This window comes from Bacillus paramycoides, from assembly GCF_001884235.1.
Taxonomy (GTDB): Bacteria; Bacillota; Bacilli; order Bacillales; family Bacillaceae_G; genus Bacillus_A; species Bacillus_A paramycoides.
Genome location: NZ_MAOI01000134.1, coordinates 80,015 through 95,927 on the forward strand (window position 1 = coordinate 80,015; position 15,913 = coordinate 95,927).

Annotated in this window: 14 protein-coding genes and 1 pseudogene; 10 read left to right on the top strand and 5 right to left on the bottom strand. The window is 33.9% G+C overall.

Going from position 1 to position 15,913, the window contains the following annotated elements; genetic code table 11:
* Positions 1-492, bottom strand: coding sequence for a YpuI family protein (locus BAU28_RS27795; RefSeq protein WP_002171115.1), 492 nt, complete (start codon positions 490-492; stop codon positions 1-3).
* Between the two features lie 22 nt (positions 493-514).
* On the bottom strand, positions 515-904 hold the full coding sequence (locus BAU28_RS27800; RefSeq protein WP_025147261.1) for a hypothetical protein: 390 nt from the start codon (positions 902-904) through the stop codon (positions 515-517).
* Between the two features lie 338 nt (positions 905-1,242).
* On the opposite strand from BAU28_RS27800, the gene mprF reads away from it, so the two are divergent.
* A complete protein-coding gene (gene mprF, locus BAU28_RS27805; RefSeq protein ID WP_071721182.1) occupies positions 1,243-3,828 on the top strand; it encodes a bifunctional lysylphosphatidylglycerol flippase/synthetase MprF in 2,586 nt (861 codons plus the stop codon).
* A 4-nt stretch (positions 3,829-3,832) separates the two neighbouring features.
* On the opposite strand, the gene BAU28_RS27810 is transcribed toward mprF, so the two are convergent.
* The gene (locus BAU28_RS27810) at positions 3,833-4,627 is read right to left on the bottom strand and encodes a hypothetical protein (RefSeq protein ID WP_048370479.1); all 795 of its coding nucleotides are present in this window, start codon (positions 4,625-4,627) and stop codon (positions 3,833-3,835) included.
* Positions 4,628-4,801: 174 nt separating this feature from the next.
* Between BAU28_RS27810 and deoD the strand changes: the two genes are divergently transcribed.
* From deoD to BAU28_RS27830, 4 genes are all read left to right on the top strand, one after another.
* Positions 4,802-5,509 carry a purine-nucleoside phosphorylase gene (gene deoD / locus BAU28_RS27815; RefSeq protein WP_002171111.1) on the top strand — a complete coding sequence of 236 codons (708 nt, stop codon included), beginning with the start codon at positions 4,802-4,804 and terminating at the stop codon, positions 5,507-5,509.
* Between the two features lie 201 nt (positions 5,510-5,710).
* Entirely contained in the window at positions 5,711-7,522 is a 1,812-nt protein-coding gene (locus tag BAU28_RS27820; RefSeq protein WP_071721184.1) for a sensor histidine kinase, read from the top strand.
* Positions 7,523-7,629: 107 nt separating this feature from the next.
* The gene (locus BAU28_RS27825) at positions 7,630-8,160 is read left to right on the top strand and encodes a tyrosine-type recombinase/integrase (protein WP_000806236.1); all 531 of its coding nucleotides are present in this window, start codon (positions 7,630-7,632) and stop codon (positions 8,158-8,160) included.
* 121 nt (positions 8,161-8,281) lie between these two features.
* Entirely contained in the window at positions 8,282-8,476 is a 195-nt protein-coding gene (locus BAU28_RS27830; protein WP_002171109.1) for a DUF3924 domain-containing protein, read from the top strand.
* Positions 8,477-8,692: 216 nt separating this feature from the next.
* Here BAU28_RS27830 and BAU28_RS27835 read toward each other — a convergent pair whose 3' ends face one another.
* On the bottom strand, positions 8,693-9,538 hold the full coding sequence (locus BAU28_RS27835) for a DUF72 domain-containing protein (protein WP_071721186.1): 846 nt from the start codon (positions 9,536-9,538) through the stop codon (positions 8,693-8,695).
* A gap of 160 nt (positions 9,539-9,698) precedes the next feature.
* Between BAU28_RS27835 and BAU28_RS27840 the strand changes: the two genes are divergently transcribed.
* The 3 genes and pseudogenes from BAU28_RS27840 (at position 9,699) to BAU28_RS27845 (ending at position 11,757) form a co-directional block, all read left to right on the top strand.
* Positions 9,699-10,949: an ATP-binding protein gene (locus BAU28_RS27840; RefSeq protein WP_071721188.1), complete on the top strand. Its 1,251-nt coding sequence runs from the start codon at positions 9,699-9,701 to the stop codon at positions 10,947-10,949.
* Positions 10,950-11,032: 83 nt separating this feature from the next.
* Positions 11,033-11,107, top strand: a pseudogene (locus tag BAU28_RS31640) (transcriptional regulator); the annotation flags it as partial.
* Between the two features lie 221 nt (positions 11,108-11,328).
* Positions 11,329-11,757 carry a hypothetical protein gene (locus BAU28_RS27845; RefSeq protein ID WP_025147267.1) on the top strand — a complete coding sequence of 143 codons (429 nt, stop codon included), beginning with the start codon at positions 11,329-11,331 and terminating at the stop codon, positions 11,755-11,757.
* Between the two features lie 104 nt (positions 11,758-11,861).
* On the opposite strand, the gene BAU28_RS27850 is transcribed toward BAU28_RS27845, so the two are convergent.
* A complete protein-coding gene (locus tag BAU28_RS27850) occupies positions 11,862-13,883 on the bottom strand; it encodes a transglycosylase domain-containing protein (RefSeq protein ID WP_071721190.1) in 2,022 nt (673 codons plus the stop codon).
* 311 nt (positions 13,884-14,194) lie between these two features.
* On the opposite strand from BAU28_RS27850, the gene BAU28_RS27855 reads away from it, so the two are divergent.
* Together BAU28_RS27855 and BAU28_RS27860 are read left to right on the top strand one after the other, a co-directional pair.
* Positions 14,195-14,815 (top strand): DUF47 domain-containing protein, encoded by a 621-nt coding sequence (locus BAU28_RS27855; protein ID WP_025147269.1) that lies wholly within the window; start codon positions 14,195-14,197, stop codon positions 14,813-14,815.
* An 11-nt stretch (positions 14,816-14,826) separates the two neighbouring features.
* On the top strand, positions 14,827-15,825 hold the full coding sequence (locus BAU28_RS27860; protein WP_048370490.1) for an inorganic phosphate transporter: 999 nt from the start codon (positions 14,827-14,829) through the stop codon (positions 15,823-15,825).
* Positions 15,826-15,913 lie beyond the last annotated feature (88 nt).

Consider the following 15,913-nt stretch of genomic DNA (forward strand, 5'->3'; position numbering starts at 1 on the left):
TTAGTATTTGTGTAACATCTTCGTTTGGTAATCTGTCTCATAATATTCTAGTTCTTCACGCATCGCCTGAAACTTGCCTTCTAAGTCCTTCATCACTTGTTCTATGGATGCAGGGGGTGTTTGCTGAAAAACAATAGAATTTTTCCCTGTATAAGCAGAACGACTATTTTCATACCAATGATCATTCTTTGGTGAAAAAAACTCTGCAATTACTTGATGATAAATCTTATACAAAACTTTTTCAGCTGCGGTCTTTCGAAATGGCTGGCTATTCAACAAAACAAAACATGCATCAAGCCCTTCTTCACAAAAAACAAGAAGTCTTCTTATTGATGCTAATAATCCTTTATAATATCGTTCGTTTCCCGCTGGTGTCTCCTCCACTAAAGAAGGTAACGTATGATAGTTCACATAATTAGTTATCAAGGAAATTACATCTTCTAAAAATATAGAAACTTGTTCTGTTTGATTTTCAACCATCGAATTAGACATTTCTTCTCTCTCCTTTGCCATTTTACGCTATTTCTACTCTTTTATTTTTATGTAATTCAGCCAATATTTCTTGTACTTTCCCCACTGTTTCCTCGTCAAAATATCTTTGAAAGTCTGTTACCTCATTGAGATACAAACGCTTTTGTACACGAAGCTCTTTATTTTTCACTAAACAAGCGATGGCTACAATATCTCGTAAATATACGTCTTGTTCTTCTACTTTATAAACTGGATTTCCTTCAAACGGAGTAATTTCTTGTAAAACTTCTTCAAAATATCGAACATATAAGACAGAAAAGGTTTTTTCTTGATCATTTAGTATATATGTCACTTCAGATCTATTAAAAAAATCTTCTGATGTATTAGGTTTTGCTTTCTCTAATTCATATCCTGCATAACCTATTATAATCATCTACTTTCCCTCTTTTCCTTCTTTTGCTTTATCCCGCTATTTGAGCAGTAAGACTCCTACCTCAAAATTCGGCTACTACGAGGAAGTTAGGTGGGAGTCCAACTGCCCGTAAAAGCCCGATTGGTGTGGACTAATAATCAGTAGGGGATGAACAAAACCAACACTGATTAAAGTTCCACTTTATTCTAACTCAATTTTCTGACAAACGGAATATTCTTTTAAATATAACCTATATAAAAAATAGCTTTCATATACAGGAAATTACCTTTTTATTTTTCTTGAAGTTTGTCATAATAATATTATTGTCTCAGTTTTCTTACACAAGGAGAGTTGTATTTATGTCGTTTTCATGGAAACGTTTCTTACAGATTGGGAAAATCGTCTTCCCATTTGTTGTCTTAACAATTGTATTCTTTCAGGCTAAAAAAGAATTAGCAGGTATTTCTTTTTTAGAAGCGATCCAAACAATTAAAAACATTCCAACTGGAGGAGTCTTTTTAGCAATTACACTCGGTGCATTTGCCGTATCAACAATGTTCTTTTATGACTTTGTTATGCTTCGTTACCTAAAAGCAGATATACCTGTACAAAAGATTTTCCGCATCTCATGGATTGCTAACACTTTAAATGGATTTATCGGTTTTGGCGGTCTTGTTGGAGCTGGTGTACGTACAATGCTATATCGTCCGCATATAAAAGAGAATGGGAAACTTATTAAAAGCATTGCATGGATGACAACTGCATTTATTAACGGATTAGCTATTCTTTCATTCCTCGGTCTCATCGGAATATTAGATACAAGGTTTATTCTGCACGAAAAACCGTGGTTATGGCCTGTTCTTATCTTCTTTGCTCTTTTCGTTCCTATATATATTGGGTTTTCTAAAATTAAAAATAGAAAAACAAAACAGACAGAAGGACAAGAGGATGAAGAAGAAGAGAAAAATCCAACTGTTTTATATTCATTAGTTTCATTAGTCGAGTGGGTATCTGCTGGCATCGTTATGTATGTCATATTAATATTGTTTGGAATTGATATCGACTTTCAAAAGTTTTTAGGTGTTTATGTAATTGCGGCTTTAGCCGGTGTCGTAAGTCTTGTGCCTGGTGGCCTTGGATCGTTCGATCTTGTCTTCTTAACTGGACTAGGACAATATGGCATTGATACAGGCGTATTACTACCTGCTATGTTGTTGTATCGCCTTGTCTATTACATATTACCATTCTGCCTTGGTCTCATTTTTGCAGCCTTTGAAATGACAGGAGCAGCCATTAAAAAGATTGAAGATAAACCATTTATTGCACCTGCTTTAGAAACAACTGGTGTGATTTGGACTTTACAACGTGATTTTTTAGGGAAATTAGGTTCATGGGCATCCGCCGCTTTAACAGCATTTGCTGGCTTAATGGTTATTTTATCAACTATTCTACCAACAAGCATAAATCGAGCTCACGCCTTACATATTTTAGCTCCAAAGCATCTTATTCAATTTTCTTTTAGCTTGTCATTAACATTTGGTATTCTCCTCCTTATTCTTTCGCGAGGAATATATTATGGAACAAAGCGTTCTTATTATATGACGATTGTTTCTTTAATTGGAGCAGCAATCTTTAATACCCTAAAAGGAATTGATATTGAAGAAACCTTTATTTTATTAATCGTACTTGCTGTATTATATATGCTTCGCAAAAGATTTGTACGCGAGAGAATGGAAGTCTCTCTTTCTGATATCGTAAAAGTTTTTCTATTCTTATTGCTAACGTTATATTTATATAAAAACCTAGGTATTTTATTTGCAGGTGCAAAAGAAGCGTTCAAACCTGATTTTGTCGTTCGGAATATTACACAAGTTCAACGAAGCGCATTAGCAGCTGCATTCTTCGTTCCCACCTTTTTACTTATAGGCTCACTAATTGCCAATCGTTACCGTAGTGAATTTCCCGGGCAACCGGCTAATGATAAAAGGTTACAAAACTTTTTAGATGAACATGGTGGAAATGTACTTAGTCATTTAGGTTTTTTAGGAGATAAGCAGTTCTTCTTTAGTAGTGACGGGAAAGCACTTCTTCTCTTTTCAATCACTGGAAAACGTCTTGTTGTACTAGGCGATCCAATTGGTGATTCATCCTCCTACCGTACTGTGTTGCAAGAGTTTTTAGCTGAAGCAGATCGATTTGGATATATTTGCGTATTCTATCAAATCGAAAGTAAATGGATGAGTTTGTATCACGATTTCGGTTATAACTTCTTTAAACTTGGTGAAGAAGCTGTCGTTGATTTAAATACGTTTACTATAACCGGAAAAAAACGTGCGGGTATGCGAGCTACTTTCAACCGTTTTGAACGAGAAGGTTATACATTCTCTATTCATCAGCCACCATTCTCAGACGAATTATACGAAGAATTAAAAAAAGTGTCTGATGCTTGGCTCGACGGAAAAAAAGAGAAAGGTTTTTCACTTGGGTACTTCGATCGTGAGTATATTAGTCGTGCTCCTATTGCCACATTATCTGACGCAGAAGGGAAAATTGTTGCCTTTACAACCTTTATGCCAGTATATCAAAGCGGAATATTATCTGTTGATTTAATGCGTTATTATCCAGATGCTCCTAGTGGTATTATGGATGCAATCTTCATCCACTTATTCCACTGGGCAAAAGAAAATGAATACCATTCCTTTAATATCGGTATGGCACCACTCTCAAATGTTGGTTTATCAACGCAATCATTCTGGTCTGAACGAGTTGCCGCAGCAATCTTTAATAATGTCCGTTATACGTATAGTTTCAGTGGATTACGACATTTTAAAGAAAAATATAAGCCAGCATGGAGCGGAAAATATTTAGCATTTCGAAAGAATCATTCTTTACCAATTACTATGCTCTCTGTAACAAAATTAATAGGAAAAAGAAAAAACAGCTAAATACTTAGCTGTTTTTTCTTTTTTGAACTTGTACAGTAAACTCCTTTTCATACTTCTTACCATTTATATAGAAATTTCCCCACATTTTATATGTTCCTTCTTCTGGAAATGTAATACGATATTGTAATTGCTCATCCGTATCAACAGGAATGGCATATAAAAAATGTTCCCTCGTTTCATCAACGATATATAGAGAGTCGACTTCTCCCCTTCCTGAATTTAATTTTAGCTTTTCTCCTTTTTTTGCTTGAAACTGAAATGTTAATGTTACTGCCTCATTCGGATGCAATGCACCAAATAAGAGAGAAACTTGGTACTCTCCTATTTTTTTTGTAAGTACAGTATCGATTGGAAGTTTCTTTTTATTGTTGTCCTTACTCTTATCCTTTTTTCCTTCTCCAAAATCTTGCTTAGAAAATGATTCCATAGACTTATTTTCGTCTTCATACAAAAATATTGTGTACCCTTCACCTTTCGCTACTTCTGAAGATAGCTTATATGATCCATTCCCAGCAAAGGTAGGCTTCATTTGTTGTATATTTTTCAACTGTTCATCCACAATAACTGCTCGAATTTGATCATTCACACCACGAACTTCATTATTCTTTTTATTTAGCAATTGAAACGAAATGTCGACTTTTTCATTTCCCTTTTTATTTTCCACATCCCATTTTACTTCCTGAACATCTCCTGTCGTTTCTACTGTTTCTTGATATTTTTTTATGTAAAATCCTCCTGCCACAATAAGTACTAATGCGATAAGCCCAATGACAAGATTTTTCAAAACATCACCTACCATTTTTAAAGTCTCTTTCCATACAAAACTTCTTATTATATATTCTAGATTATGATTTATGAAATCCTTCTATTTTGTACATATTACAAATAATAAAAAGATTTTAATTGACAGGATTCGTAGTGTATAATGCAAATGATATTGATTTCTATCAATACATAATAAGGAGGACTTTTCATGAGTGTACATATTGAAGCAAAACAAGGCGAAATTGCTGAATCTATTCTATTACCTGGTGATCCATTACGTGCAAAATATATCGCTGAAACATTTTTAGAGGACGTTACTTGCTATAACAACGTGCGTGGCATGTTAGGTTTCACTGGAACTTATAAAGGAAAGCGTGTATCTGTTCAAGGTACAGGTATGGGTGTTCCTTCTATTTCTATTTATGTAAACGAATTAATCCAAAGCTACGGAGTAAAAAATTTAATCCGCGTTGGAACTTGTGGTGCAATTCAAAAAGATGTGAAAGTACGTGACGTTATTATCGCAATGACAGCTTGTACAGATTCTAATATGAACCGCTTAACATTCCCAGGATTTGATTTTGCACCAGCTGCAAACTTCGATCTTTTAAAAAAAGCTTATGATGCTGGAACAGAAAAAGGCTTACACGTTCGTGTTGGTAACGTTTTAACAGCAGACGTATTTTACCGTGAAAGCATGGAGATGGTTAAAAAGTTGGGAGAATACGGTGTATTAGCAGTAGAGATGGAAACGACTGCTCTTTACACATTAGCAGCTAAATATGGTGTAAATGCATTATCTGTATTAACAGTAAGCGACCATATCTTCACTGGTGAAGAAACAACATCTGAAGAGCGTCAAACTACATTTAACGAAATGATTGAAATCGCTTTAGATGCAGCAATTCAGCAATAGTATATTAAAGAACTTGTCATACGTCTGGCGAGTTCTTTTTTATGTTAGGAAAACTTCGATAGTCACTATACCTCCTACTTTATGTGACTTTCTATAAAAAACTACTTTAGAAAGAGACAGATTTCCCCCTCTACTTTTTTGTAACGTTTGTTATAATTAAGAAATCATTTATATTACAGTATTTTCATACGAGGTGAAACAGTGAAAAACAGAAGCATCGTTTTTAAACTATTTTTATTAACATCAACATTATTTACAATCATATTTCTCCTTTTTTTCCTTGGACAATCTCTATTTTTAGAGAAGTTTTATATCAATAAAAAAGTAAAAACGGTTCAAACCGCTTTTGAAAAGTTCGTAGATAATTATGAAAAAAGCGGCAAAACTTTTGAAGAAATTAGAAAGCTAAAACAAGAATTCCATGATAAAACAAATGCTGACATCCAATTTTTAGATTCTGATGGAATTATAAAAAGTGAAAAAAATTACTACATTGATTTTATTAATACGCAAGATAATAGAACCTATTCCATCCCGCTCAATAATATTTTAACACCTGAAGAATATAACAAATTCGAAAATTTGGGCTTAAGAGAAAATCAACTGATTGAAGTAAGTGGTATCCTACGAGGTAATACAATCACACCACTACAGCTGGTAGTTAATTACAATAAATGGCAAAACTCAAACTTTAATGCAGATTTCCAATCAATTAGTGGTAATCCATCTCAAAATAAACTTACAAACAGGTCTAAACCTACGTATAATGTCCAGTTTACTGGCGTGATTTCTAAATTACATCTTCCTTCCAAAGCTGAGGTTCGTCTTGCAAATGATTTTGAAACATTACAAGCTGTTCAATATTTTGCATGGACTATTAGACAAGGCACTACTAATTCAAATCAATTAAACACGTATATATTAGATAGTGGGGAGAATATACAAAATAGTGTCTTCGTAAAACCAATTATAGAAGATAAAGAAATTAAAGAGTACGCTTTTGCAATCGCCTCTTTACAACCCGTTAATGAAGCAATGCTTGTTTTAAAAGATTATTACGTCTATGCCTTAATTATCGTATTTCTCGTTATTATTTTGTTATCCTTTTACTACTCAAAAATCATTGTTAAACCATTAATTAAGATAAATCGTGTCACAAAAAAAATGGCTAACTTTGATTTTAGCGAGAAATTACCTGTTGCAGCAGACGACGAAATTGGTGGATTATCAAGTAGTATTAATACACTTTCTGTAAACTTAAAAGACCGAATTGATCGATTAAATGTTGCAAATACAAAATTACAACAAGATATTGAACGCGAACGCCAATTGGAAAAAACGAGAAAAGAATTCATTTCTGGTGTGTCTCATGAATTAAAAACACCACTCAGTGTTATTCGTAGCTTCGCTGAAGGTATTAAAGATGGCGTAAGTAAAGATACGACATATTACACAGATGTTATTTTGGAAGAAACAGAAAATATGAATAGGCTTATTGTAGAAATGTTAGAATTAGCAAAACTAGAATCAGGTACGTACAAACTAGACATGTCGACGTTCTCGATCGGCGAATTAATTCAACAAGTCTATGCAAAATTATCATTTAGCATGGAGGAGAAACATTTGCAAGTGGACGTCCATGCCGACGCTTCTCTATTTGTTAAAGCGAATCGTAGTCGTATTGAGCAGGTAGTTGTGAACTTACTTAGTAATGCAATTCGATATACTCCAGATGGAGAAAAAATACACGTCTCTGTTGTAGAAACGGAAGATAAAGTGAAAATTGAAATCGAAAACACAGGTAATCCTATTCCAGAAGAAAGCCTTGAAAAGATTTGGGATCGCTTCTACCGTTTAGACGCTTCTCGTAGCCGTCATACTGGAGGTACCGGCCTTGGGTTATCTATTGTAAAAAACATTTTAGATCTCCATCACGCCGAATACGGTGTGTATAATACTACTAATAGCGTTGTATTTTATTTTAATTTACAAAAAGTAAAAGAAGTCAAATAATTTGTCTTAATTTCACTAGGAGTTCACATGAAATTCACACTCTCCCTTTATAGTAAGAAACAAGTTAATCCTTTCCTTTACACACATAAAAGAGGAGAGTGCGTGAAATGAAACAAGCAGGACAACCTATTCAAAACGAAAAACAATTAGAAACTATCAAAAATATACTTTTACAATCTTCGAAACGTGATGGCTTATTATTCGTATTAGCTGTAAATTCTGGCTTAAAAGTAAGTGAAATCTTACAATTAAAAGTCAGTGATGTAATCGATGAAAATGAAAATGTTCGCCATTCCATTTTATTTTACAATGAAAAAGTAAAAAAACATAAATGGTTTGCTGTAAATGAAGACTTACAGCACGCAATCGAAGACTACATGAAAGAACGTAAAACTTGGAAACGCAATGAACCATTATTAAAGTCTCAAAAAGGAACAAAGTCTATTACGAGACAACATGCATGGTACATTTTAAACAAAGCTGCAAAAGAAGTTGGATTAGAAGGGATTAGCTCACATACACTTCGAAAAACTTGGGGCTATTGTGCATACAAATCAGGTGTTGATATTGCATTTTTACAACACTTCTTTGATCACAGTACTCCATCAAAAACTTTAAAGTATATCGGTATTGCTTAATAACTCTTATACATAAAAAAGGTTACCATTTATAGATTTGGTAACCTTTTTTATGTTTCATACTCTCTTTTCTTGTCTCTCCTATACTGTAGTGGTACTCTAATAGTAAGGGGGAGAAATTATGAACACATTAACAATTGAATTACCGAAAGAAACGGCTGAAAAACTTGATTTATTAAAGAAAGCTTATCAAAAGAAAACAGGTGCTACAATTTCTGAAAGCACTCTTGTTCAAACACTTATCTCAAAGGAATTTATCCAAGCGATAACTCCTTTTGATTTACAACAATTCGTCAATGGAAAAGAACAGCATTAATCGCTGTTCTTTTTTATTTTCAAAAAATAAATATTAAAAGTTTTTTATTTATTTTTCGAAAAACTATTGACTATGATAATGATAACCATTATCATTTATTACGAAGCCAACAATTGATGAATCAACCAAACGCTCAGTAACATTGTTACCCCTCTTTTTCATATAGAAAAGCACTGTACATTCCCCCTGTTTGTACAGTGCTTTTCTTGTTTGAATTTATTCAAATAAATTTAATTGCTCTGGTTTTGGCTCACCATATGTAATACTCATCATTTCCATCAACTGTTTCGCATTGTCCGCCGCATCCCCACCCGAATTATTGTTAAACAATACGTATATGTCCTTAGCCTTTTTTTTCAATTGCTCTAATCGTTCTACCCATTCTTCCAACTCATTATTATTGTAGCGATACAAACAACGAACTGCTCTCCAATTTTCTCCTTTGTCCAGCCACCCATGAACATTCCGGCCATGAAAACGTATTAATACCATATCTGAGTTCGTTGCTTCTAATATGAGTGGCACTGATCCTATTCCCGCCTGTGGTTCGTCACAAATTGTATGAATCCATTTTTCCCGTTCTAAAAACCGTAACGTCTTATCTCTCATTTCCGGATAAAACCATGTTTGATTTCGAAACTCTATTGCACACGGGAAGCCTTCCATTTTTTCTTTCGTATATCGAAGTAAATCTACATTTTTCTTTTTACAATCAAACCATGGCGGATATTGGAATAAAATCATTTTTAATTTATTTGCATCTTTTAACGGCAAAATCGATTGTTTATAAACATCAAACATCTCTTCAAACGTAGAAAAAGGAATTTCACCTTTCATATGTCCTGTCATCCCTTGATAAGCTTTTACTATAAAAGAAAAATCTTTTGGCGTTTCCATCGCCCATTTTGTATAATTTCGTGCAGGTTGTATCGCATAAAATGAGCTATCCACTTCCACGATTGGAAAATTCCCACTATAAGTTCGCAATTTATTTCTATTTTCATAAGGATTAATATATAAAGAATCGTGATCTCCCCATCCCGTCACTCCAATATAAAGCAAACGAATTCCTCCCTTCCCAACTTCATCTTAAACTCATTCTATTTACTTCACCAAAACCCTATCCGACCAATTTCATAAAGTAGCTTTTTCTTTAAGAGTATCCGTATAAAAATATGATATACTAGATGGAAGAATTTTTAAATTGAGGAGTTATTTATTTATGCTTCAAGACGACACTATTTTATTTCATGAAAATCGAATAAAAGAATTAGAAAATAAAGTACGGTTTTATGAAGAGCTTGTGAATCAATTACCACATCATTTCACATATAAAAATCCACATATTGGTTTGCAAATAAAAAAAACGAGAACGTCTCATTCTATTCAGCACATACAAAAAGAAGATAAAGAGCCTAAATTTCATCTTACTTGCGATTCATTGTTCTTATTTGAACAACTCGAAAAACATTTTGTTCATATTTTCGATGCTTTTTCGCATCACGTCACTTTTATTGATAGTAAAGGTAACATTACATTATGTAACCAAGCTGCAGCAGATGATTTGGGTGTAGTACGAAATTCTATAATTGGAAAACCAATTCAACAATTATTAAACTTGCCTGAAGAAAAAATTAAAGCTATTGAAACGTTAAAAACGGGAACTGAAATATATAATGAAGAAGTTTTAGACAAAAATTATGGTATCGTAAATAACCGCATTATTCGCGATTATAATGGAGATATTTTCAGAGTTATTAGTGTATTCCATTATTTGAATACAGAACGGGATGCCGAAAAGTTTTCCTTAGCTGGACGAATAGCAGCTGGGATTGCACATGAAGTACGAAATCCCCTTACAACGGTACGTGGATACTTGCAATTTTTACAAGAGAGCGTTTCTCCATCCAATAAAGATTTGTTTAAAAGTCTACTCATCCCTGAATTAGATCGTGCAAATAGCATTATTACAAAATTTTTAGCTATTTCAAAAACGCGTGAATTTACTAGAGAGCCGTTTCCCATCAATACATTTTTACGCGATTATATTCAACAACTACTCGCTAGTGAAGTTTTTTTACATAACATTTCTATTGATTATAATTTTTCTGCCGAATTAGATGATGTACTCGTCAATATTGATCGTCATGAACTCGTACAAGTTTTTTTAAACTTATTTCAAAATGCTGTCGATGCTCAAGGTGAAAAACCTCTTTCTATTCAAATCACTAGTTATCGCTTAGATAATTTTGTTCGTATTACTTTCAAAGATAACGGAACGGGTATTCCTCCAGCTATTCAAGAATATATATTCGATCCATTCTTCTCTACAAAGGATTCAGGAACCGGACTCGGATTATCAGTAACAAAGAAAATTATTCAAAACCATAATGGCACATTAAAAGTTTCTAGTGATCAAAGTGGGACAACTTTTACTATATCCATTCCATTATTGCCAAAAAGAGATAATTGAAGTTTCGATAAAGTGAACCTTTAATCAATGGGGGGTGTTCATCCCCCATTGATTATTAGCCCTCACCAATCGAAGTCTTACTGCCTACAGTAAATACTATTTCTATTCCTAACACAGGGGAAACAACAGCTATACTTTCTGTCTTCCGAATTTACTAACTTTTAGTTTTTAACCTTATTTTTGAAAAACCAAGCATAGTTGATTTATAGTAATCTGTATTATTTTGATTGTAAGTTAAATCTCTCTTTTGATAAAAAGGAGCACTTATTTGGGAGGATAAGTGCTCTTTCTTTACGTTTCTTTACCTCAAATTTACTCTAGCTTAATCCTCATTTTGTATGATAAATAATGAAGACAAAGATATGAAAGAGGGATAAAAATGAGAGTTATATCACTGACACGTTTTTGGATTGCTCTTATGATATGCATAATTTTATGCATAGGATTTTTTTCAACTCTAAAATATTCAGCTATATCAAAAGCAGATAGCAAAACAGTTCCATACGAACTACTGTATACAAAGCAAAACAACGTTCCTTATTCCTCTTCCACACAGAATGAAAAAAAGGTTATAAAAGGAATGCTTATTACAGAGGCTTCTAGTTATGAACACCTACTTCAAATTGCCGAAACGATTAAAGATCAATATAAAAATAAAGACGTTGATGAAATAACACTTTCTATCCATAATAAAAATACTGGAAGTTACGAAGAAGAATTACCATATGAACCCATTAGTAAAGGAATAATAACCGTCACGTATGATTCTCAATCCTTCGGCAGTACCAATGTTGCGCTCAACAAATAAAGTGGAATTTTAATCAGTAGGGATTTTCCCCATCCTCACTGATGATTAACCAACCGGGCTTTTACCACAAAAAAGAGGCGAATCTCGTTATTCGCCTCTTTCTTTTACCAAAATGATGGAATCCACTCTTTCACTTTATCAATCCACTCTTGTTTCTGTTCTTTTCTTTGTTGTTCCTCTTCTTTTCTTCGCTTTTCTTCCTCAATCGTTTTTAATTGTTTTGTATAGTCCGCCTCAGATATTAACGATAACTGAAATGCTTTTTGAGCAGGGTTTCCGTTCGCTTTTTTCATAATATCCCGGAACATTGTCGTTGTAATTTGGCTGCCCCCTGGCACATAATGCTCACTATCAGTTTTATCATACCCTACCCAAATCGCGCCTACTAAATCCGGTGTATATCCAACAAACCATGAATCCTTTGCACCAGCACTTGGTCCATTTACAAGCTGAGTAGTTCCTGTTTTTCCGGCTGTATCAATATTATTAACTTTCGCTTTTTCACCTGTTCCTTTTTCGACAACACCTTTTAATAAGTATGTCATCTTTTGAGCAATTTTCTCGCTCGTCACACGTGTTTCTTTCTTATACCATTTCCCAATTGTTTCACCTTCAGCATTTTGTATCTCTCTAATCGCATGGGCTTCTATTTGGACACCATCGTTTGCAAATGTACTATACGCTTGAGCCATGACAAATGGAGAAGTCCCCATATGCATACCTCCTAAAGCGATCGGATACGTACGGTCTTCAGGCTCTAATGGAATACCAAAGCGTTCTAAAGATTTTAATCCTTTATCTAATCCGATTTGCTCTAACAGCCAAACAGCTGAAACGTTATACGATTTTGCTACCGCTTCATACATGGTCACATTACCGTGAAAAGTATGATCACTATTTTGTGGTTTATATTCTTTAATATTAAACGGTTCATCTTTTAAGACATCGTACACTTCATATCCTTCCTCTAAGGCTGGTAAATACACAGCAAGAGGCTTTAATGTTGATCCTGGTTGCCTTTTTAATTGCGTCGCATGATTAAACTGTAAAAATTGATAAGGACCTCTGCCCCCAACTAAAGCTGGAACACCGCCTGTTTTTGGATTCATAAGGACGACTCCAGTTTGCATAAGCTGGTCTGATCCACTATCTTTAAAATAGTTATCATTATTCACAACATCTTCTACAGCTTGTTGTTTTTTCGGGTCAAGCTCTGTATAAATACGATAACCACCTGCTAAAATTTCATTTTGTGTCAATTCGTACTTGTCCATCGCTTCTCTAACAATATAGTCTACATATTGAGAATATTTCCCCTTATATTTATCATCTACACCACGCTTTAATACTAGACCTGCTTCTTTCTCCTTACTATACTGTTCTTCAGAAATATACCCTTGCTCTTTCATTAAACTTAATACGACATTACGTCTTTCAATTGATTTATTAAAGTTTTTATAAGGTGAATACGCAGACGGCGCTTTAATTAATCCCGCAATCGTTGCAGCCTCTGATATTGTTAAGTCTTTTACCTCTTTATCAAAATAAGATTTAGCTGCTCTTTTTATACCCCAAGCACCTTCGCCAAAATAAATTTGATTCATGTACATTTCAATAATTTCATCTTTCGTATAAGTACGTTCAATTTTTTTAGTTAAAAAATATTCTTTAATTTTACGTGAGAATGTACGGTCTTGCGTTAAAAATACATTTTTCGCAAGTTGTTGCGTAATTGTACTTCCCCCCGCTACAACCTCACCCGCTGTAATATTTTTGAAAACCGCACTAATAATTCCACTATAATAAATACCATGATGACTAAAAAATTCCTTATCCTCTACTGCAACAATTGCCTGAACCATGATGTCAGGAATATCTTTCCTTTTAACTCCTTCTGTTTTAGAAGAAGCTAATTTGGTTGCAACTTCATTATTGGCATCGTAAATTAAAGTCGGTTGTGGAACAGCTTGTTTTAATTCAGATATGTCTTGAATGGAAATTATTATATTCACAGCAACAAATAGAGTAACGAGTAAACTCCCCAATACAATTAATGAATTGCGCAGTTTCTTCCTCTGGTTGAACCATTCAAGCATTTTTTTAAAGTGAGTGTTCTTCAATTTCATTCGTTCACTTCCTTCATTTGTTTACACTCTTCTTTTTAAAAGGAAGAATATACCTCCTTTTAAATTTATTATAATAACGTAGTCGTTCCTATAGTGTAAAGCTTTTCTTTAACATTCATACTTTTTGCAAGAAAAGGACATTCTACAAGTAAGATATTCATTATTAAGTATTAATATTATTAATACAACAATGTGAGTTATGTTAAGTTTTTGTAAACTTTTCGATAAAATGTTTTAAAAAACGACAGTTTTTTGTTAGAATTGACTAGCCAATATATTTTACATATATTACTTTTGTGGGGGTAACAATAATGGTCTTTAAATCAAAAAAAGATAAATTTTCTGAAATGCTAATGAATGTTTCCGAAAATTTAAAAGAAGGCGCGCAGTTTTTCGTGGAGTATAAAATTAAAAATGCTAGCGATTTAAAAGAATTTTCTATGCGCATGAAAGAGTATGAGTCAAAAGGTGACTCATTTATTCACGAAATCATTATGGAGCTAAACAAAGCGTTTATTACTCCTATTGAACGTGAGGACATCCTACAGCTTGCAATGAGTATGGATGATGTATTAGACGGATTAGATCACAGTGCTGGTCTATTCGAAATGTATTCTATTACAGAAGCTGATGAATACATGATTAAATTCGTTGAAGCAATTAATCAATGTGCGATTGAGATTGCAAACTCTGTTGAACTTCTGTCTAACAAAAAATTAGTCGACATTCGTACAAATGCGATTAAAATTAAGGATTACGAGTCACAATGTGATGATATTCGCCGTCATGCGATTAAGCACTTATTCTCTCGTGAAAAAGATCCGATTAAGATTATTCAATTTAAAGAGATTTACGAAGAGCTTGAAGAAGTGGCTGATAGCTGTCAAAGCGTTGCAAACGTATTAGAAACAATTATTATGAAGAACGCGTAAGGAGTTTGATCATGGATACACTCTTGATACTGACCGTTTTAGTAGTCATTTGCGCTTTAGCTTTTGACTTTATCAATGGATTTCACGATACAGCAAACGCTATTGCAACGGCTGTTTCAACGAAAGCTCTAAAGCCTAGACATGCAATTATTATGGCAGCTATTATGAACTTTTTAGGTGCAATGACATTTACAGGTGTAGCAAAAACTATTACAAAAGATATCGTTGACCCATTTGCCTTGCCAAATGGTTCCCTTGTAATTTTAGCTGCTTTGCTTGCAGCAATAGCTTGGAATTTGATTACTTGGTACTACGGTATTCCAAGTAGTTCTTCGCATGCAATCATTGGAGCAATCGCTGGTGCTGCAATTGCTGCTGCTGGTTTTAGCTCATTAAACTTTAAAGGGTTCATAAAAATTCTTGAAGCTTTAATCATTTCACCGATTATCGCTTTTGTTATTGGTTATATCGTATACAGTATTTTTAAAGTGGTCTTTAAAAACTTTAACTTAACGAAAACGAACAAAAACTTCCGTATATTCCAGATCTTCACTGCAGCATTACAAGCTTATACACACGGTACGAATGATGCACAAAAAGCAATGGGAATCATTACGATGGCTCTTATGGCCAATAACTATCATACTTCTAGCGACATCCCGTTCTGGGTACAGTTATGTTGTGCAATTGCAATGGGGCTCGGTACTTCTGTCGGTGGATGGAAAATTATTAAAACTGTCGGTGGACAAATTATGAAAATTCGTCCTGTAAATGGTGTAGCTGCTGATTTATCATCATCACTTGTTATTTTCGGTGCAACATTCATTCACTTACCGGTTAGTACGACGCACGTTATCTCTTCTTCTATTTTAGGGGTTGGTGCTTCTCATCGTGTGAAAGGTGTAAAATGGGGAACTGCAAAACGCATGTTAATTACTTGGGTGATTACACTTCCTATTTCAGCTTCTTTAGCTGCGTTATTTTACTACTTATTACACTTAATCTTTTAATCAAAAGTCGTCTTCCTTATTTTTCTAGGAAGGCGACTTTTTTGTGAACAAGCCTATTTCTTATTAAAAAGCGTGTATAATGATTGTT